Below are 17,129 nucleotides of genomic sequence, written 5' to 3'. Positions count from 1 at the left end.
AGTGAGGGGCTGCGAGTAAGGATAGATCAGATCGGCAGCGGGTCGTCCCCGGCGACGGCGCAGATCCGCTGCACCACCGCCGGCTTGGGCACCGCGATTTCCCCCTGCTCGAAGGCCACCACCTGGAGCGTGCCGCGCACGGCCTCCAGCAACTCGCCCCGGCGCAGCAGGAAGGCGGGGGAGGACGGGCGGCCGAAGCGGGCGTTGCCGTCGGCGAAGGTTTCGTAGATCAGCACGCCGCCCGGTTCCAGCGCCGCCAGGATGGCGGGGAAGAGCGGGCGGTGCAGGTAGTTGGTGACGACGATCCCGGCGAAGCGGCCGTCGATCGGCAGCGGGGCGCCGCGGCCACCCGAGCCGCCGCTTTCCGGACCCGCCCCTTCCAGATCAGCCCTTTCAAGATCCGCTTGGACCAGCGTGACGCCCATGCCGCCCTTGAGGTCGGCGACGCCGCCGAGGTCGCGGTCCAGCCCGACCACCGGGTGGCCGAGGCGGTGGAACAGCCGCAGATGCCGCCCGCCGCCGCAGGCGAGGTCGAGCACCGGCCCGCCCGACCGTACCAGCGGGGCGAATCGCTCCACCCAGGGGGAGGGCGGCGACGGCGGATGCGGCGTCGGCATGGTCGGATTCTCCCTGGTCGGGGCTTCTTTTCCGAAGCCGCGGGAACGATATCACAGGAGGTAAGGATGGCGGAGCCGCCCGGCGTTTGACGGCGCGGCCCCGCCGTGCTGAATTAAGGCGAATCCCGAGTCGTGCCGCAACCCGGAACGGCGTGCCGGGGCGGAGATTCGTTGTTGCGGGACAGTTTGGGGCTTGTGGGGATATGATCCTCTTCGCGTTGAGATGCTCGGCCGACCATCGGTTCGAGGCGTGGTTCCGCAACGGTGCGGCCTATGACGAACAGGCGGCGGCGCACCAGATCGCCTGCCCGATCTGCGGCGATACCGTCGTCGGCAAGGCGCCGATGGCCCCGCGCATCGCCAAGGGCGTCGCCAAGACCGCCGACCGTGCGCGCGAACAGGCCGAAGCCGCCGCGGCCGACGCCCCGCCGGCGACCGTGCCCGCCGCCGTTCCGTCCCATGCGCCCGCCGCGATGCCGGCGCCGATTCCCGCCCCGGTTCCGCTGCCCAGCGCCGACGACATGGTCGCGGCCCTGCCGGCCGGCCTGAACGACGCCCAGCGCGAAGCGGTGGCGGAGGTGATGCGGCAGCTGACCGAGGTTCGGCGCAGCGTGGAGAAGAACTGCGACTATGTCGGCGACCGCTTCGCCGAAGAGGCGCGGCGCATCCATTACGGCGAGACCGACCCCCGCGGCATCTATGGCGAGGCGTCGGACGACGAGGTCGCCGAACTCCACGAGGAAGGTGTGACATTTCACCGCATTCCTTGGATCCCGCGCACCGATTCCTGAGGAATGCGGTCGCAGCGCCCGTCGCAGCGCCGCCACTGATTCCGAACGAAACCATTTGAAAAGCTGACTGTATGAAAGGCGCTCCCGGAAACGGGGGCGCCTTTTCCGTATGCCGCCGCAGCCCGGCCCGAGCTTGGGTTTCCGCGGAGTTTCGGGGGATCGCCCCCGGCCGGCGCGCCGTCCCATCGACCATGGTAGGGGGTGCGCCCAACAATGATCTGTATCAAACAATTTGGCAGGTCAAGGGCGTACGAATTTCGGGAAGAAACCCGGACACGACCGCCCGGACGGCAAATGCCGAACGTCCCGCAGACGGTGTCTGCAGGGCGGCAGGACAGTTGCCGGCACTCGATGAGGGGACGCACATGAATCAAAGCGCACAACGGATTTTGATCAATCCGAAGTTCCAGGAGCTGGTGGCGAAACGCTCCGCCTTCGCCTGGACTTTGTCGATTGCTATGCTGGTCATCTATTTCGGTTTCGTTCTGCTGGTGGCGTTCGGGAAGAGCTTCCTGGGTACGCCGATCGGCTCCGGCGTAACGACCTGGGGCATCCCCATCGGCGTCTTCACCATCGTGTCCGCCTTCATCCTGACCGGCATCTATGTCTACCGGGCGAACGGCGAATTCGACGAGCTGAACCGCCAGATCCTGGAGGAATCGAAGTGATCCGCGCCGCCACCACCCGCATCGCCGCCCCGGCCGCCGCCCTGGCCGCCATGGCGGGCGCGCTGGTTCCCGCCTCGGCTTACGCCGCCGCCGTCGAAGGCGCGGTGACCAAGCAGGCGACGAACTGGTCCGCCATCATCATGTTCCTGATCTTCGTCATCGCGACGCTGGGCATCACCTACTGGGCGGCCCGGCGGACGAAATCGGCCAAGGACTTCTACGCCGCCGGCGGCGGCATCACCGGCTTCCAGAACGGTCTGGCCATCGCCGGCGACTACATGTCGGCCGCGTCCTTCCTGGGCATCGCCGGCCTGGTGTACGCCAACGGCTTCGACGGCCTGATCTACTCGGTGGGCTGGCTGGTCGGCTGGCCGATCATCCTGTTCCTGATCGCGGAACGGCTGCGCAACCTCGGCAAGTACACCTTCGCCGACGTCGCCTCCTACCGCTTCCAGCAGACGCCGATCCGCACCCTGTCGGCCTGCGGCTCGCTGGCGACCGTCACCTTCTACCTGATCGCCCAGATGGTGGGCGCCGGCAAGCTGATCCAGCTGCTGTTCGGCCTCGACTATCTGGTCGCCGTCATCATCGTCGGCGTGCTGATGATCGGCTACGTCACCTTCGGCGGCATGCTGGCGACCACCTGGGTGCAGATCATCAAGGCGGTGATGCTGCTGTCCGGCGCCTCCTTCATGGCCTTCATGATCCTGGCGAAGTTCGGCTTCAGCCCCGAGGCGATGTTCAGGGCCGCCGTCGACATCCACCCGAAGGGTCTGGCGATCATGTCGCCGGGCGCGCTGGTCACCGATCCGGTCTCGGCCATCTCGCTGGGCATGGCGCTGATGTTCGGCACCGCCGGCCTGCCGCACATCCTGATGCGCTTCTTCACCGTCTCCGACGCCCGCGAAGCCCGCAAGTCGGTCTTCTACGCCACCGGTTTCATCGGCTACTTCTACATCCTGACCTTCATCATCGGCTTCGGCGCCATCCTGATGATCCTGGCCCCCGACGCCAACGGCGCCTATCCCTTCCTGACGGCGGCTCCGCTGGAAGGCGCCAAGGCGGTGGTTGCCAACGTCATCGGCGGCACCAACATGGCGGCCATCCACACCGCCCATGCGGTCGGCGGCGACCTGTTCTACGGCTTCATCTCGGCGGTCGCCTTCGCCACCATCCTGGCGGTGGTCGCGGGTCTGACGCTGGCCGGCGCCTCCGCGGTCTCGCATGACCTCTACGCCTCGGTCTTCGCCAAGGGCCGCGCCAACGAGGCCGACGAAATCCGCGTGTCGAAGATCACCACGGTCGTCATCGGCATCCTGTCGATCGTGCTGGGCATCGCCTTCGAGAACCAGAACGTCGCCTTCATGGTCGGTCTGGCCTTCGTCATCGCCGCCTCGGCCAACTTCCCGATCCTGCTGATGTCGATGTTCTGGGGCAAGATGACCACCCGCGGCGCCGTCATGGGCGGTGCGCTGGGCCTGATCTCCGCCATCGTCCTGCTGATCCTGGGCCCGACCGTGTGGAAGGCCGTGCTGGGCCACCCCACCGCGATCTTCCCCTACGACAACCCGGGCGTCTTCACCATCCCGCTCGCCTTCATCGGTATCTGGTTCTTCTCGATCACCGACAACAGCGCGCAGGCCCAGAAGGAGCGCAAGGACTTCGAAGCCCAGTACATCCGGTCGCAGACCGGCCTGGGCGCCGAGGGTGCCTCCGCCCACTAAGGCAACCTGCCGAACGAAGAAACGGGCACAGCACCAAGAAGAAGAACGGAAGGGATCGCGTCTCGCACCGCATCCCTTCCCCCTCGGGAAACGCTCCGACCCGTGCGGCGGGCGAACCGCGCCGCCAAATGTCGCACCCGCTTCCGGCCTCACGCCCGGCGGGTGTATCCTGAAAAGCGCCTTCGGATCCGATCCGGGGGCGCTTTTTTATGCCCCGCCCTCCCGTGACGGAGCCCGACCGTGCAGCACGCGACGCCGACCGCCTCCCCGGACTTCGATTTCGGCCGGCACCCCTTCGATCTGCTGACGGCGGACCAGCGCGCGGCGCTGGCCGGCGCGCTGGACATCGCGCTCTATCCGCGCGAGGCCGTGATCCTCTGCCGGGAGGAGCCGACCGACTCGCTGTTCGTCGTCCTGCGCGGGACGGTGGAGGAACGCCGAGGCGGCGATGTGGCGAGGATCCACGGGCCGGGCGACCGCTTCGGCCTGCAGGCGCTGTATGGCGCGGCGGCAGGGGACGGCACCGGTTCCCATCGCTTCGTCGCGGTCGAGGACTGCGTCTGCCACCTGATCCCGCGCGCGGCGCTGGAGGCGTCGGCCGCCGAGAATCCCGCCTTCGGCACCGCCATCCTCGGCGACTTCGCCCAGCGCATGCGCGATCTGGCGGCCGAGCGTTCCAACCGCGAGATGGCGGCGCTGACCATGGCCCGCATCCGGCAGGCCTACCTGCACCCGCCGCTGTTCGTGGAGGCCGCCGCCAGCCTGCGCGACGCGGCCGAGGCGATGCGGCAGAACCGCGCCAGCAGCGTCCTGGTGCGCGGGGCGGACGGGCGCACCGGCATCCTGACCGGCACCGACCTGCGCGATCTGGTGGTGCTGGACGGCCGGCCGGTGACCGACCCGGTCGGGCCGCTCGCCCGCTACGGCCTGCTGACGCTGGACCGCGACGACCTGCTGTTCAACGCGCTGGTGCTGATGACCAAGCATGCGGTGCGCCGCGTCGTGGTGACGGAGAACGGGGCCATCGTCGGGCTGTTGGGGCAAAGCGACCTGCTGGCGGTGCTGTCCAACCATTCCCAGGTCATCGGCGTGCAGGTGGAGCATGCCACCGGCCCCGACGACCTGCGCCGGGCCAGCCGCTCCATCGTCGAGCTGATCCGCACCCTGCACGCCACCGGGGTGAAGGTGTCCTTCATCGCCGATCTGGTGACGGAGCTGAACCGCCGCATCTTCCGCAAGCTGTTCGAGCTGCTGGCCCCGCCGGAACTGCTGGCGAACAGCTGCCTGATCGTGATGGGCAGCGAGGGACGCGGCGAGCAGCTGCTGAAGACCGACCAGGACAATGGACTGATCCTGCGCGACGGCTTCGACTGCCCCGATCTGCCGGGCTTCGCCGCCGACTTCACCCGCCATCTGGTCGAGTTCGGCTATCCGCCCTGTCCGGGCAACATCATGGTGTCCAACCCGGACTGGACCCGGCCGCTCGCCGGCTACAAGGACGCGATCTTCAGCTGGATCCACCGCCCGGACGAGGCGGCGCAGATGAACCTCGCCATCTTCTACGACGCCGCCCCGGTGGCCGGCGACGCCACGCTGCTGGCCGACGCGAAGGACTATCTGCTGGGCCGGCTGCAGGACAACCAGATGTTCTTCACCCAGTTCGCCCGCCCGGCCCTGTCCTTCGACACGCCGAGCGGCCTGTTCGCCGCCCTGTTCGACCGGCGGCGGGGGGAGCCGGTGGACATCAAGAAGGCCGGCATCTTCCCCATCGTCCATGGCGTGCGGGCGCTGGCCCTGGAAAGGCACCGGGCGGAGACCAACACGGTGGAGCGCATCCAGGTGCTGGCCGAGCTCGGCGCGCTGGACCGCAAGATGGCCGGCGATCTGGTGGAGGCCTTCACCATCCTGTCGACCATCCGGCTGAAGGCGCGCGTCGATCTTCCCGAGCCAGGACCGGAGGAGGAGGGGGCGGAGCTGGCGATCGACAACCTCGTCTACCCCGACCGGCTGGGCAAGCTCGACCACGACCAGTTCAAGGACTGTCTGGCGCTGGTGAAGAGCTTCAAGGAGCTGATCGCCCACCATTTCCGCCTGAACCACTGAGGCGGCGATGGTTCAGTCAGCGCACACCGGCCCCGACCGCCACGGCGACCACCACGGCGACCGCCGCGAACGGGTGGCGATCCATTGCGAGGCGACCAGCTTCGATCCGGAGGCCGCGAGGCCGCTGGCCTTCGCCGCCATCCGCATCCGCGGGCCGCGCATCCTGGCCGGCAGCGCCCTGCTGCTCCATCCCGGCAGCGACAGCGGGGTGGCGGAGGCCGGCGACCGGCTGCAGGCCTTCATCGGCGACCGGCCGCTGGTGGGCTATTACCTGGACTTCTCCGTCGCCATGGCGGAACGGCTGACCGGCCGCCCGCTGGCGCAGGAGCGGGTGGAGGTGTCGGGCCTCTACTACGACCGCAAGATCCGCAACGCGGTGAAGCATGCGGTCGACCTGCGGCTGGACAGCATGATCCGCGATCTCGACCTGCCGGTCCGCGCCGAGGGCGCGGTCGGCACCGCGCTGGCCGTGGCGATGGCGTGGGTGCGGCTGACCCAGGAGGGGCTGTAGGGGACCGGACCCGATCCCTATCCCACCCGCTCCACCTCGACCTTGCGGTCGTGGGTCAGCGACGGGACCATGCCGCGGGCCTCCGCCACGCGGTCCAGGTCGAGGTCGGCGGTGATGAAGCCGACATCGGTGCCCGCATCTGCCAGCACCTCGCCCCAGGGGGCGATCAGCAGGGAATGGCCGTAGGTCTGGCGGCCCTGGTCGTGGCTGCCGGTCTGGGCCGGGGCGATGACGAAACAGCCGGTCTCGATGGCGCGGGCGCGCAGAAGCGTGTGCCAATGCGCGCGGCCGGTCGGCACGGTGAAGGCGGCCGGCACGGTCAGGATCGACGCCCCCGCCTGGGCCAGCGCCCGGTACAGATAGGCGAAGCGCACGTCGTAGCAGACGGTCATGCCGATGCCGCCCCACGGGCTGGACGCCACCACGGCCCGCTCACCCGGCCGGAAGCTGGCCGATTCGCGATAGGCTTCGCCGTTCTTCAGCGTGACGTCGAACATGTGGATCTTGTCGTAGGAGGCGACGATCCGCCCGCCGGCGTCGAACAGATAGCTGCGGTTGGCGGCGCGCCCGTCGTCGAGCAGGACGTGCAGGGTGCCGCCCAGGATCCAGGCCCCGGTCTCCCGCGCCAGATCGGCGAAGAAGGGGATGCCGGGATGCTCCGCCTCGGTGCGGACGCGCTCCATGGTCCTGGCGCGGCCCTGGACGATCCAGCCGACATTCTCCGGCAGGGCGATGAAGTCCGCCCCGGCGTCGCGGGCGCGGCGGACGAGGTCGCCCGCCGCCCGCAGGTTCGGCTCAAGCTCCGTGCCCGCATTCACCTGGACGCAGGCGGCCTTCAGCGTGCCGCTGCCGGAGATGGCTTCGCTCATGCGGGGATGCCGAGCAGCGGGTCGAGCTTGCCGGCGCGGTCCAGCGCGTGGATGTCGTCGCTGCCGCCATAGGGCTTCCCGTCGATGAAGATCTGCGGGACGGTGGTCCGGCCTTCCGACCGCTCGATCATCTCGCTGCGACGGCCCGGCTGGGCGTAGAGATCGATTTCCTCGTATTTCACGCCCTTGCCGTCGAGCAGGCTCTTGGCCCGCATGCAGTAGGGGCAGAAGGGCGTGGTGTAGATGACGACGTCGGCCATGCCGCTGGGCTCCTTTTGGACGTGGGGAAACTATACGGTCAACCCATGAGGGGCGCCAGACGTTGCAGCCCGCGCGCAACGCCGGTCAGCATCGCCGGAGCCGGCCCTTTTCATACCGCCGGGCGTAAGTCCTGACTTACGCCCGATGATATCAAGCGTCAGCGGCGCACCACGCGGGCCAGCGTCAGCACGTCCACCCGCGCCGCCCCGGCGCGCAGCAGGACCCGCGTGCATTCCGCCAGCGTCGCCCCGGTGGTCAGCACGTCGTCGACCAGCACCAGCCGCTGCCCGTCAATCAACTTTTGGCCAGCCAATCCCTGGCCCGAAACGCCGGGCCGCAGGCGGAAGGCGCCCTTGACGTTGCGCTCGCGCCCCTGGCGGTCCAGCCCGCCCTGGGTCGGGGTGGCGCGCCGCCGTTCCAGCAGGTCGGGGACGGTCGGCACGCCGCTGTGCCGCGACAGCGCCTGCGCCAGCAGGGCGGCCTGGTTGTAGCGGCGGCGGAACAGCCGGCCGCGATGCAGCGGCACCGGCACCAGCCGGTCGGCGTCCTCCAGCAATTCCCGCCCGGCGCGGGCCAGCCAGACGCCGTAGGCCCTGGCGGCATGGATGCGGTCGCCATGCTTGAAGCCCAGCACCAGCGGCCGGCTGCCGTCGTCGTAGACCAGCACGGCGCGGGCGCGGGCGAAGGGCGGAGGGGCGGCGACACAGGCGCCGCACAGCGCGCCCTCCTGCGCCTCATACTCGAAGGGCAGGCCGCAGCAGGCGCAGAAGGGCGGGGCGATGAAGGTCAGGCGGGTCCAGCAGCCAGCGCACAGCCCGCCCTGCCGGTCCACCGCCTCGCCGCAGCCGAGGCAGCGCGGCGGAAGAAGCGCGTCAAGCAGCCGGTTGGCGGCACCGGCGGCTGCGCGGCCCAGTCTTGCCAGGGGGGCGGGCGGCTGCATCCGGCCAAGCCCCCGTCACTGCAGCATGGCGATGCGTTCGAAGATCACGCCGGTGTAGTCGCGCAGCGCCAGATAGATCGCCGGGCCGGTGACGAACAGGATCAGCAGCGTGGCGAAGAACTTGGTGTCGTGCTGCAGCGAGGGCTCGTTGATATGGGTGGCGCTCTGGAACAGCATGAGCACCGCCGACAGCAGGGCGGTGATGCCCAGCGGCGGCAGCGAGATCTTCAGGATGACCATCAGCGCTTCATGGCTGACGGCGATGGCCTCATCGATGCCCATGCTGGTGTCTGTCCGGTTGGAAGTCCGACCGGGCCGGCCGATCGGAGGAGGTGGTGCTGATAATGTGGCTGGGCATCGAGTGTAGCACGGTTGTGGCGCCGCCGGGCTGGGGTATAGTGCGGACATGACAAGCCCCGACAGCATGACCGTCTTCGACCGCGCGCTGGTCCGCCGCCGCCGCGACCGCGCCGTCGCCGAATTCTCCAACCATTCCTTCCTGTTCGAGGAGATCGCCGACCGGCTGGCCGACCGGCTGGAGGACGTGATCCGCCCCTTCCCGCTGGCGCTGGACGTCGGGTGCCACGACGGGGCGATGGGCCGCATCCTGCAAGGCCGCAAGGGGATCGAGCGGCTGGTCGCCTGCGACCTGTCGCCGGACTTCGCCCGCGCCGCCGGCGGTCCGGGCAACCCCACCGTCGCCGCGGACGAGGAGTTCCTGCCCTTCGCCCCCGGCAGCTTCGATCTCGTGGTCAGCAATCTCAGCCTGCACTGGGTCAACGACCTGCCGGGCGCCCTGGTGCAGATCAGGCAGGCGCTGAAGCCCGACGGCTTCTTCTGTGCCTCGATGCTGGGCGGCCAGACGCTGGCCGAGCTGCGCCGCTGCCTGTACGAGGCGGAGATGGAGGTGGCCGGCGGCGTCTCCCCCCGCGTGTCGCCCTTCGCCGAGATCAAGGATGCCGGCGGGTTGCTGCAACGTGCCGGCTTCGCCCTGCCGGTGGTCGACAGCGACGTCATCACCGTCACCTATTCCGACGCCTTCGCCCTGATGCGCGAACTGCGCGGCATGGGCGAGACCAACGCGGTGCTGGCGCGGCGCAAGGTTCCGGCCACGCGCGCCATGCTGTTCGATGCGGCCCAGCGCTATGCCCAGCTCTATGCCGAGCCGGACGGGCGGATCCCGGTGACCTTCGAGGTGCTCTATCTCGCCGGCTGGTCGCCGCACGAAAGCCAGCAGCAGCCCCTGAAGCCCGGCAGCGGACAGATTCCGCTGGGCGACGCGCTGAAGGGCGGCGGTATCCACTGATATTAGCGAGCGTAAAGCCTGACCCATCAGGCTTTACGCTCGCTCTCAAACGGCGGTCTGAAACATGGCGAGGGGCTGGTTTACGCAACCAGCTTCCAGGCCATCCAGCCCAGCACCCCGGCGTTCACCAGCATGATCGCCGGGGCGACGCGGGCGACGGCGGTGCGCCAGGTGCGGCCGGCGACATGGCCGGCCAGCCCCACCGCCAGCAGGCCCGGCACCGTGCCGAGCGCGAATGCCGTCATGCCGAGCGCGCCGGTCAGGGCGCTGCCGCTCGCCGCCGCCACCGCGATGGCGCCATAGAGCATGCCGCAGGGGATGAAGCCCAGCGCCACCCCCAGCCCATAGCCGCGCCAGCCGGTCGGATTGCCGAACAGCGGCCGGGCGAGGCGCGAAACCCGCTCCCCCCACCAGCGCTGCACTCCGCCGCTCCCCAGCGACGGCGCTTTCGGCAGCCAGGACAGGATGTTGCGCGCGGCGTAGCCGAGGAAGAACAGCGCCGCCAACGCCAGCAGCGCCACCGACAGCCAGCGCAGGCCGGGCAGCGCCCCGACATGGCCGGCGACCGACGCCGACAGGGCGCCAAGCAGGGCATAGGTGGTCGCCCGGCCGGCATGGTAGGGCAGCACGGCCGCCCCGGTCAGGCGCCGGAACTCCGACATCGCCGACAGCGGCACCCGCTCCAGCCGTGCCGAGACCTGGGCCAGCACGAAGGGGCCGCACATGCCGGTGCAATGGGTGGTGCCGCCGACCAGCCCGGCGGTCAGCAGGGCCAGCAGCAGCCCGCCGTCGCGGTCGATGACCACGGCGCACTGGTTCAGTCCGGCATCCAGAAGCGACAGGGCGTCCAAGGAAGAGCCTCTCCGAATCGGGAACTGGCGGCGATCTTAGGAGGCGGGGGAGGGCCGTCCAATGACGTGGGTCAATGGATTCGGCGCGCTTTGGGGGTGTGGGGAAAAGCGACCGGGGGAGGATGTGTGGTGGTGCGTGCGATGCCCCCTCTCCCGCCAGGCGGGGAGGATCGGGGAGGGGGCGACCGCGGCAACCACCGGCCAACACGCGGTCGCTTAACCCCACGGCCTCAGGCCAGCAGGCGGGCGATGGGCGGGCGGCTGGGGTGGAGGACGACGCCGTCGTCGGCCGGTTCGACCTTGGCGTCCGGGTAGGCCGCCAGGGCATATTGCAGGGCCTGCACGAAGCGCGGCTTGAAGTGCTTCATCTGGTCGTAGCCGGCGCCGAACTGGGCATAGAGCGACGGCCAGGAGATCGGTTGCGGCCGGCTCAGCGAATGCAGCCGGTAGGCCAGCCAGACATAGAGGTCGAGGCTGAGCGAGCGGTCCTTCAACTGCCGCACCGCCTCCTCCAGCAGCGGGACCGGGTGGTCGCGCAGGGCCTGGAAGAAGGTCTCGTCCAGTTGGACCACGTCGTTCCACAGCGTGCCCTGGCGGTCGTCGCCGAGATCGTCGTGGAAGATCAGGCCGCGCTTGACGATGCCGCCCTTTTCGAACACGTCGGCATTCTCGCCGTCCCAGAAAAATTTCAGGGTGCAGGCGGAGATGCGCAGCGACTGTTCGCGGAAGCCGCGGAAGGTTTCGCCGCCGACGCTGATGCCCATGCGGGTCAGCCAGTCGCGCATGGAACGGCCAAGCTCCACCTCGCGCCGGCCGGTGCGCACCGCCTGGGTCTGCAGATAGATCAGGATCATCCGCGCCCGCGCGCCATAGGGCACGCCGAACAGCTTCACCTTGCCGTTCACCTTCAGCCGTCCCGGTTCGACCAGCAGCGTCACCTGATGGCCGCGCTTTTCCCAGGGGGCGTCGTCGGCCAGCTTCTTGTGCGGCAGGCTGGTCAGGCAGAAGCCGCTGTAGGTGATGCCGAGATGCTGGTTCTCATCCGCCAGGATGTCGGCGGCGATGTCCACCAGAGTCCGGTCCTCGGGCCGGACCAGCGCGCGCGCCTTGTCCCGCCCATGTTCGATCACCAGCCTGTGTATGTCGCCCATAGCCGCCCCGCCCAGATGTTGTGGCATCCTGGTGAGCGGCGGGCGGTGGAGTCAATGTGGGGTTAGGCGACCGGGCTAATCGACGGTTAGTTGTTAGGCTTATTAGTTGATTCGCCGCTTATCCCCATGGGGAAAGCCCGAGTCGCGCCGCTTTTCCCCACGAATCCGCCGCTTTGCCCCACGGGGAACGGGGTGGACAAGCGAGGCCGGTCGCTTTTCCCCACGGGTGCCAAGGGGCGACTCGCGGTGGTTGCGGAGGGACTCGGGAGACGGGTGGTCGCTTAACCCCACGGGTGGGCGAGAGGGGGCGGCTTCGACGCCCCCATCCCCATCAATGGCTCATCAGCACCGGAACCGTCATGTGCTGCAGCATGAAGCGGGTCATGCCGCCCAGCACCAGTTCGCGGAAGCGGGAACGGCCATAGGCGCCCATCACCAGCAGGTCGCAGCTTTCGTCGGCGGCCGTGTTCAGCAGGGTGTCCCCGGGCTCCACCACGTCGGTGGCGATATGGGTGGCCTCGACCGGGCAACCGTGGCGGGCCAGGTGGCGGGCGATGTCGGCGCAGGGCTCGTCGCCGAGGCCGTTGGGGCCTTGCTTCGGATTGGCGGCCATCACCACGACCCGCTTGGCGGTGGACAGCAGGGGCATGGCGTCGCCGATGGCGCGCGCCGCCTCGCGGCTGCCGTTCCATCCGACCAGAACCCGCTCGCCGATGGTGTGGAAGCGGCCGGCATAGGGCACGACCAGAAGCGGCCGGCCGCATTCGAACAGCAGGTCGGCCGGCTGCGCCACCGGCTGTTCGCGATCGCGGTCCGGGGCCGGCTGGCCGACCACCACCAGATCGGCGTAACGGCCGCGCACCGCGGCGGCGATGGTCGGGTCGCCTTCCTGGGCCAGCCATTCCGAACGGTCGGTCAGGCCATGATGGCGCATGGCGTCGTTGAAGGCCGCAGCCATCCGGGCCGTGTGGTCGTTGCGCGACCGCCGGCGGCTGTCACGCAGTTCCTGCGGAAACTGGGATTCGATATAGCCGGGGAACACGACGTCGGTGAAGGCGTAGAGCGCGGTCAGATGCGCATCGCACCGGGCCGCGAGCTGGGCCGCGAGGTCGAGACGCGCCGCGGAGGCGGGCGTATCGTCGACAACCACCAGAATGTCCTTGAAAGCCATGACGTGATTCCTGCCCATTGATTGTGATCGTTGCCGTCATCGTCGACCGATGCACGGGCGGGGCGGTGCCGGGCGGGGTAACCTCGCTTGCTGGGATCCGCAGGCGTTGGCCCCACTTGCCATGGCAGTATAAATCCGCCGGCCGCCGCCGATGTCCTTCCTTTACAGGGCACAGCCATGCCCTCTTCGCGTTCCTGCACTGCACACAAACGATTGCGGAGCGGATGGCTGCGCAAGGACACAATCCCAGGCCGCAAGGACTGTGGCAAGCTGCGCAGGCCATATATTCATCCGGCCTGAACCAATGCGCCGTACGAAACAAAAAGCCGCGATTGAAGCCCGATTCGCCCTGCAACCCCAACTTGAGTGAATACTATAATATGCGGCCCTGTCTTCGTCGATCCGGCTGTAGAAACTTCCAAGCTCTGCTGCAACCGGGTGCCTTTGGTTTTGACGGGCGGGTGACAATTCGCGTAAGTGTTGGACATCGATTTCCTGATGAGTACGCCGTCCTAACCTCGCCATGAGTCCAGATCCCCGAATCTCCGCGCTGGCCGACGCACTGTCGGGTGCCACCTCCGGTGCGCCGGGGCTTGACGCCCTGCGTCAGATTCTTGACGCCATGACCGTCAAGGTGGCGTTGATGGACCCGCAGCGGCGGCACATCTACGCCAACCGCGCGTATCTGGAGATGATGGGGACCAGCCTGGACAAGGCGGTCGGCACCACCATCGGCGAGCATCTGGGACCGGAACTGCAGCGCAGCACCGTGGCGTTGGCCGAACGGGCGCTGGCGGGCGAGACGGTGCAGACGGAGGGGTGGGTCAGCCAGGCCGACGGGCAGCAGCGCTACGTGACGCGGCTGCATGCTCCGCACCGGTTGGAAGACGGCGCCATCTCCGGCTATTTCGTCATCCTGCAGGACATGACCGAACGCCGGCAGGTGCAGGACGAGCTGTTCCGCCTCGCCTACTACGATCCGGTGACCGGGCTGGCCAACCGCCTGATGCTGCTGAAGCACATGGCGGACTACCGCAACATGGGCGAGCCGTTCACGCTGGTCATCCTGGACATCGACCGCTTCGCCGAAATCCGCAGCAGCATGGGCCAGGGCTTCTCCAACGAGCTGCTGGAGGATCTGGCGCAGCGGATGGTGGCGCAGGCCGCCGGCTTCGATCTGATCGCGCGGGTCAGCGACCATGCCTTCGCCTTGCTGGCCGGCGGCACCTGCGACCGGCCGGCGCTGGAGACCGCCATCGACGAGCTGGCGGCGGTGGTGCGCTCCGCCCGCTCCGGCTCCGGCGGCACGGTGTTCCTGTCGGCCAGCATCGGCGTGGTGGAGGCCCAGCCCGGCCACGAGCGGCCGGAGGACGTGCTGCGCGACGCCGAGATCGCCACCGCCCGCGCCCGCGAACAGGGCGGCGGCCGGCAGGCCTGGTTCGACCCGGCGATGCATTCCCATGTGGTCGAGCAGGTGCGGCTGGAGCATGACCTGCGCGGCGCGCTGGCCAGCGGCAGCGACCTGTGGGTGGCCTACCAGCCGATCGTGGAGATGGTGACCGGCGGTCTGGCCGGGTTCGAGGCACTGATGCGCTGGAACCACCCCGAACGCGGCAACATCCCGCCCGGCATCTTCATTCCCATCGCCGAAAGCACCGGGCTTGTCGTATCGCTCGGCACCTGGGTCCTGCGCGAGGCCTGCCGGCAGATCGCGAAATGGCAGGACCGGCGCGAACCGGGCTCGGCCCCGCTGTTCATGAGCGTCAACCTGTCGACCCACCAGCTGTCCGACCCCAACTTCGTCCAGGTCGTGCGCGAGGTCCTGCGCGAGACCGGGGTGGAGCCGTCCTGGATCAAGCTGGAACTGACGGAAAGCGCCGTCATGGACAAGGCGGAGCAGTCGATCCGCCTGCTGCGCGACCTGCGGGCGCTGGGCATCAAGCTGTCGATCGACGATTTCGGCACCGGCTATTCGTCGCTGTCCTACCTGCACAAGCTGCCCATCGACAGCCTGAAGGTCGACCGCTCCTTCGTCTCGGCCATGCACCAGTCGGAGGAAAACCGCGCCATCGTCCGCATCATCATGGATCTGGCGCGCCTGCTGGGCTTCGACGTCATCGCCGAGGGCATCGAGACCAGCGCCGACGCCAATCTGCTGCGGGCGCTGGCTTGCGACTACGGCCAGGGCTACCACTTCGCCCGCCCGCTGCCGCCGGCCGATGCGGGCAAGCTGGTGGGCGGGGAACTGCCCTGGCAGATGCCGCGGTAGGTGCGGGCCGGTTTCCCCGCTTAATATCATCGAGCATAAAGCCTGATGGGTCAGGCTTTATGCGCGCCCTCAAACGGCGGGCGCGGCCGTCCGGCCGCTTGCCTTCGCAGGCATGGGCCTGCGGGGCCGCAGTCGCGGCCCTTACCGCCGGGCGTAGGCCGGAACTTACGCCCGGCGGTATAGCTTATTTTCCGCGAACGAATTTCGGCGTTCCCGCCGCGCTGGGCAGCAGGCGGATGGCGTAGGGGCTGGTGCGGCTCTGCGCCACCGCCTGGGCCGGGCCGGGAACCGTCTCGCGGTAGCCGACGACCAGATCGGCGCCGCTCTGCTGCACGCTGTCGATGGTGACGCCATAGCCCGCCGTGTCGCGGGGGCCCAGGAACACCGCCACCGCCATCCGGCCGCCGGGCAGGGAGGTTGGGGCCGGTTCACCGACCCGCGCCCACAGCGAGGTCCATTCGTCGCCGTCGCGGGCGACCACATAGGCGCGCTCGGCGGCGCTGCTGTGGTTGCCCTGCCAGACGGTGCCCGCCACAGCCTGGGCCGGCAGCAGGTTGCCCTCGGCGCGGTCGGTGCCGGTCTGGCAGCCGGCAAGGAGCAGGGTGGGGGCGAAAAGCAGCGGGATCAGGCGGGACGGCAGCTTCATGGACGGTCAGGCGCTCCGTGGCAGGATCGTCTCGACCAGCGACGCCCAATAGCTGGCGCCGGTGGTCAGGATCGCGTCGTTGAAATCGTAATGCGGGTTGTGCAGGCGGCAGGACGGACCGCGATGGCCGCCATGGCCGAGCCAGATATAGGCGCCCGGCCGCTCCTTCAGCATATAGCCGAAGTCTTCCGCCGCCATGGTCGGGGCGGGCGCCCAGACCACGTTCTCATCGCCCACCACCTTGGCCGCCGCCGCCGCGGCGACGCGCGCTTCCGGCTCGCTGTTCACCGTGGCGGGATAGCCGGGGCGGAAGCGCAGCTCCGCCTTGGCGCCCAGCCCCTCGGCGATGCTGGAGACCAGGCGGGCGAACTGCTCCTGGATGCGGCTGTGGTTCTCTTCCGTGAAGGTGCGCATGGTGCCGAGCATCCGGGCGCCGTCGGGGATGACGTTGGCCGCGGTCCCCGCCTCCACCACCGTGATCGACACCACCGCGCTGTCGGCCGGGTTGGTGCCGCGGCTGACCAGGCTCTGCGCCGCGGTGATGATGTGGGCCGACACCAGCACCGGGTCGATGCCGCGGTGGGGCATGGCGGCGTGGGCGCCATGGCCGGTCACATGGATCTCGAACTGGTTGGCCGCGGCCATCACCGGGCCGGGATGGACGGCGATCTGGCCGGCCGGCAGCTCCGGCCAGTTGTGCAGGCCATAGACCTGCTCGCAGTCGAACTGCCGGAACAGGCCGTCGTCGATCATCCGCTTCGCACCGCCCAGCCCTTCCTCGGCCGGCTGGAAGATGAAGTGGACGGTGCCGTCGAAGTTGCGCGTCTCCGCCAGATAGCGGGCGGCGCCCAGCAGCATGGCGGTATGGCCGTCATGGCCGCAGGCGTGCATCTTGCCGGCATGGCGCGAGGCATGGTCGAAGTCGTTCGCCTCCGGCATCGGCAGCGCATCCATGTCGGCGCGCAGGCCGATGGCCCGGCCGCTGCCGGTGCCCAGCCCCTTCAGCGTGCCGACCACGCCGGTCCCGCCCAAGCCGCGATGCACCGTGATGCCGAACTCCGCCAGCTTCGTGGCGACGATCTCGGAGGTGCGCTCCTCCTCGAACCCGAGTTCCGGGTGGGCGTGGATGTCGCGCCGCCACGCGGTCATGTCGTCCTGGAAGGCGGCGATGCGGTTGTTGATCGGCATGTCTCTAACACTGGTTGGAACGGCCGGATACCGTTCGGGGGAGGTGATGCGAGCGTCGTTACG

General features: G+C 69.0%; 17 protein-coding genes. 7 read left to right on the top strand and 10 right to left on the bottom strand.

Annotated elements, in window-relative coordinates:
- Positions 1-26 precede the first annotated feature (26 nt).
- Positions 27-617 (bottom strand): class I SAM-dependent methyltransferase, encoded by a 591-nt coding sequence (locus tag DM194_RS10925; RefSeq protein WP_111067340.1) that lies wholly within the window; start codon positions 615-617, stop codon positions 27-29.
- Between the two features lie 203 nt (positions 618-820).
- Here DM194_RS10925 and DM194_RS10920 point away from each other — a divergent pair, with 203 nt between their 5' ends.
- The 5 genes from DM194_RS10920 (at position 821) to DM194_RS10900 (ending at position 6,414) form a co-directional block, all read left to right on the top strand.
- The gene (locus DM194_RS10920; protein ID WP_111067339.1) at positions 821-1,408 is read left to right on the top strand and encodes a DUF1178 family protein; all 588 of its coding nucleotides are present in this window, start codon (positions 821-823) and stop codon (positions 1,406-1,408) included.
- Positions 1,409-1,773: 365 nt separating this feature from the next.
- On the top strand, positions 1,774-2,076 hold the full coding sequence (locus tag DM194_RS10915) for a DUF485 domain-containing protein (RefSeq protein ID WP_111067338.1): 303 nt from the start codon (positions 1,774-1,776) through the stop codon (positions 2,074-2,076).
- Between the two features lie 50 nt (positions 2,077-2,126).
- Entirely contained in the window at positions 2,127-3,800 is a 1,674-nt protein-coding gene (locus DM194_RS10910; protein ID WP_111067922.1) for a cation acetate symporter, read from the top strand.
- A gap of 240 nt (positions 3,801-4,040) precedes the next feature.
- Entirely contained in the window at positions 4,041-5,903 is a 1,863-nt protein-coding gene (locus DM194_RS10905; protein ID WP_111067337.1) for a DUF294 nucleotidyltransferase-like domain-containing protein, read from the top strand.
- A gap of 7 nt (positions 5,904-5,910) precedes the next feature.
- The gene (locus DM194_RS10900; protein ID WP_111067336.1) at positions 5,911-6,414 is read left to right on the top strand and encodes a 3'-5' exonuclease family protein; all 504 of its coding nucleotides are present in this window, start codon (positions 5,911-5,913) and stop codon (positions 6,412-6,414) included.
- Between the two features lie 17 nt (positions 6,415-6,431).
- On the opposite strand, the gene DM194_RS10895 is transcribed toward DM194_RS10900, so the two are convergent.
- From DM194_RS10895 to DM194_RS10880, 4 genes are all read right to left on the bottom strand, one after another.
- Positions 6,432-7,283 (bottom strand): carbon-nitrogen hydrolase family protein, encoded by an 852-nt coding sequence (locus tag DM194_RS10895; RefSeq protein ID WP_111067335.1) that lies wholly within the window; start codon positions 7,281-7,283, stop codon positions 6,432-6,434.
- A complete protein-coding gene (gene grxC / locus DM194_RS10890) occupies positions 7,280-7,543 on the bottom strand; it encodes a glutaredoxin 3 (RefSeq protein ID WP_111067334.1) in 264 nt (87 codons plus the stop codon). The genes DM194_RS10895 and grxC overlap by 4 nt, the downstream gene beginning before the upstream one ends.
- A 158-nt stretch (positions 7,544-7,701) precedes the next feature.
- Complete coding sequence (locus tag DM194_RS10885; RefSeq protein WP_111067333.1) at positions 7,702-8,484, bottom strand: ComF family protein; 783 nt, start codon at positions 8,482-8,484, stop codon at positions 7,702-7,704.
- 15 nt (positions 8,485-8,499) lie between these two features.
- The gene (locus DM194_RS10880; RefSeq protein WP_111067332.1) at positions 8,500-8,766 is read right to left on the bottom strand and encodes a flagellar biosynthetic protein FliQ; all 267 of its coding nucleotides are present in this window, start codon (positions 8,764-8,766) and stop codon (positions 8,500-8,502) included.
- 124 nt (positions 8,767-8,890) lie between these two features.
- Here DM194_RS10880 and DM194_RS10875 point away from each other — a divergent pair, with 124 nt between their 5' ends.
- On the top strand, positions 8,891-9,790 hold the full coding sequence (locus DM194_RS10875) for a methyltransferase domain-containing protein (RefSeq protein WP_111067331.1): 900 nt from the start codon (positions 8,891-8,893) through the stop codon (positions 9,788-9,790).
- An 80-nt stretch (positions 9,791-9,870) separates the two neighbouring features.
- On the opposite strand, the gene DM194_RS10870 is transcribed toward DM194_RS10875, so the two are convergent.
- The 3 genes from DM194_RS10870 to DM194_RS10860 form a co-directional block, all read right to left on the bottom strand.
- Positions 9,871-10,641: a sulfite exporter TauE/SafE family protein gene (locus DM194_RS10870; RefSeq protein WP_111067330.1), complete on the bottom strand. Its 771-nt coding sequence runs from the start codon at positions 10,639-10,641 to the stop codon at positions 9,871-9,873.
- A gap of 230 nt (positions 10,642-10,871) precedes the next feature.
- Positions 10,872-11,792, bottom strand: coding sequence for a replication protein RepA (locus tag DM194_RS10865; protein WP_063635493.1), 921 nt, complete (start codon positions 11,790-11,792; stop codon positions 10,872-10,874).
- A 331-nt stretch (positions 11,793-12,123) separates the two neighbouring features.
- Complete coding sequence (locus DM194_RS10860; protein WP_111067329.1) at positions 12,124-12,963, bottom strand: universal stress protein; 840 nt, start codon at positions 12,961-12,963, stop codon at positions 12,124-12,126.
- A gap of 523 nt (positions 12,964-13,486) precedes the next feature.
- Between DM194_RS10860 and DM194_RS10855 the strand changes: the two genes are divergently transcribed.
- Positions 13,487-15,232, top strand: a complete 1,746-nt coding sequence (locus DM194_RS10855; RefSeq protein ID WP_111067328.1) for a putative bifunctional diguanylate cyclase/phosphodiesterase — start codon at positions 13,487-13,489, stop codon at positions 15,230-15,232.
- Between the two features lie 184 nt (positions 15,233-15,416).
- Here DM194_RS10855 and DM194_RS10850 read toward each other — a convergent pair whose 3' ends face one another.
- Together DM194_RS10850 and DM194_RS10845 are read right to left on the bottom strand one after the other, a co-directional pair.
- Positions 15,417-15,878, bottom strand: coding sequence for a protease complex subunit PrcB family protein (locus tag DM194_RS10850; RefSeq protein ID WP_111067327.1), 462 nt, complete (start codon positions 15,876-15,878; stop codon positions 15,417-15,419).
- A 6-nt stretch (positions 15,879-15,884) separates the two neighbouring features.
- Complete coding sequence (locus DM194_RS10845; RefSeq protein ID WP_111067326.1) at positions 15,885-17,066, bottom strand: M20 aminoacylase family protein; 1,182 nt, start codon at positions 17,064-17,066, stop codon at positions 15,885-15,887.
- Positions 17,067-17,129 lie beyond the last annotated feature (63 nt).

The organism is Azospirillum ramasamyi (genome assembly GCF_003233655.1).
In the GTDB taxonomy this organism is placed as follows: Bacteria; Pseudomonadota; Alphaproteobacteria; order Azospirillales; family Azospirillaceae; genus Azospirillum; species Azospirillum ramasamyi.
Note: the sequence above shows the minus strand (reverse complement) of the source record. Positions and strands in the feature narration are given on the sequence as shown.

Coding starts and splice junctions, on each gene's coding strand:
- DM194_RS10845 (WP_111067326.1), bottom strand. CDS start 17,066: ATGCCGATCAACAACCGCATCGCCGCCTTCCAGGACGACATGACCGCG.
- DM194_RS10920 (WP_111067339.1), top strand. CDS start 821: ATGATCCTCTTCGCGTTGAGATGCTCGGCCGACCATCGGTTCGAGGCG.
- DM194_RS10855 (WP_111067328.1), top strand. CDS start 13,487: ATGAGTCCAGATCCCCGAATCTCCGCGCTGGCCGACGCACTGTCGGGT.
- grxC (WP_111067334.1), bottom strand. CDS start 7,543: ATGGCCGACGTCGTCATCTACACCACGCCCTTCTGCCCCTACTGCATG.
- DM194_RS10900 (WP_111067336.1), top strand. CDS start 5,911: ATGGTTCAGTCAGCGCACACCGGCCCCGACCGCCACGGCGACCACCAC.
- DM194_RS10925 (WP_111067340.1), bottom strand. CDS start 617: ATGCCGACGCCGCATCCGCCGTCGCCGCCCTCCCCCTGGGTGGAGCGA.
- DM194_RS10860 (WP_111067329.1), bottom strand. CDS start 12,963: ATGGCTTTCAAGGACATTCTGGTGGTTGTCGACGATACGCCCGCCTCC.
- DM194_RS10865 (WP_063635493.1), bottom strand. CDS start 11,792: ATGGGCGACATACACAGGCTGGTGATCGAACATGGGCGGGACAAGGCG.
- DM194_RS10915 (WP_111067338.1), top strand. CDS start 1,774: ATGAATCAAAGCGCACAACGGATTTTGATCAATCCGAAGTTCCAGGAG.
- DM194_RS10880 (WP_111067332.1), bottom strand. CDS start 8,766: ATGGGCATCGATGAGGCCATCGCCGTCAGCCATGAAGCGCTGATGGTC.
- DM194_RS10895 (WP_111067335.1), bottom strand. CDS start 7,283: ATGAGCGAAGCCATCTCCGGCAGCGGCACGCTGAAGGCCGCCTGCGTC.
- DM194_RS10910 (WP_111067922.1), top strand. CDS start 2,127: ATGGCGGGCGCGCTGGTTCCCGCCTCGGCTTACGCCGCCGCCGTCGAA.
- DM194_RS10850 (WP_111067327.1), bottom strand. CDS start 15,878: ATGAAGCTGCCGTCCCGCCTGATCCCGCTGCTTTTCGCCCCCACCCTG.
- DM194_RS10885 (WP_111067333.1), bottom strand. CDS start 8,484: ATGCAGCCGCCCGCCCCCCTGGCAAGACTGGGCCGCGCAGCCGCCGGT.
- DM194_RS10875 (WP_111067331.1), top strand. CDS start 8,891: ATGACAAGCCCCGACAGCATGACCGTCTTCGACCGCGCGCTGGTCCGC.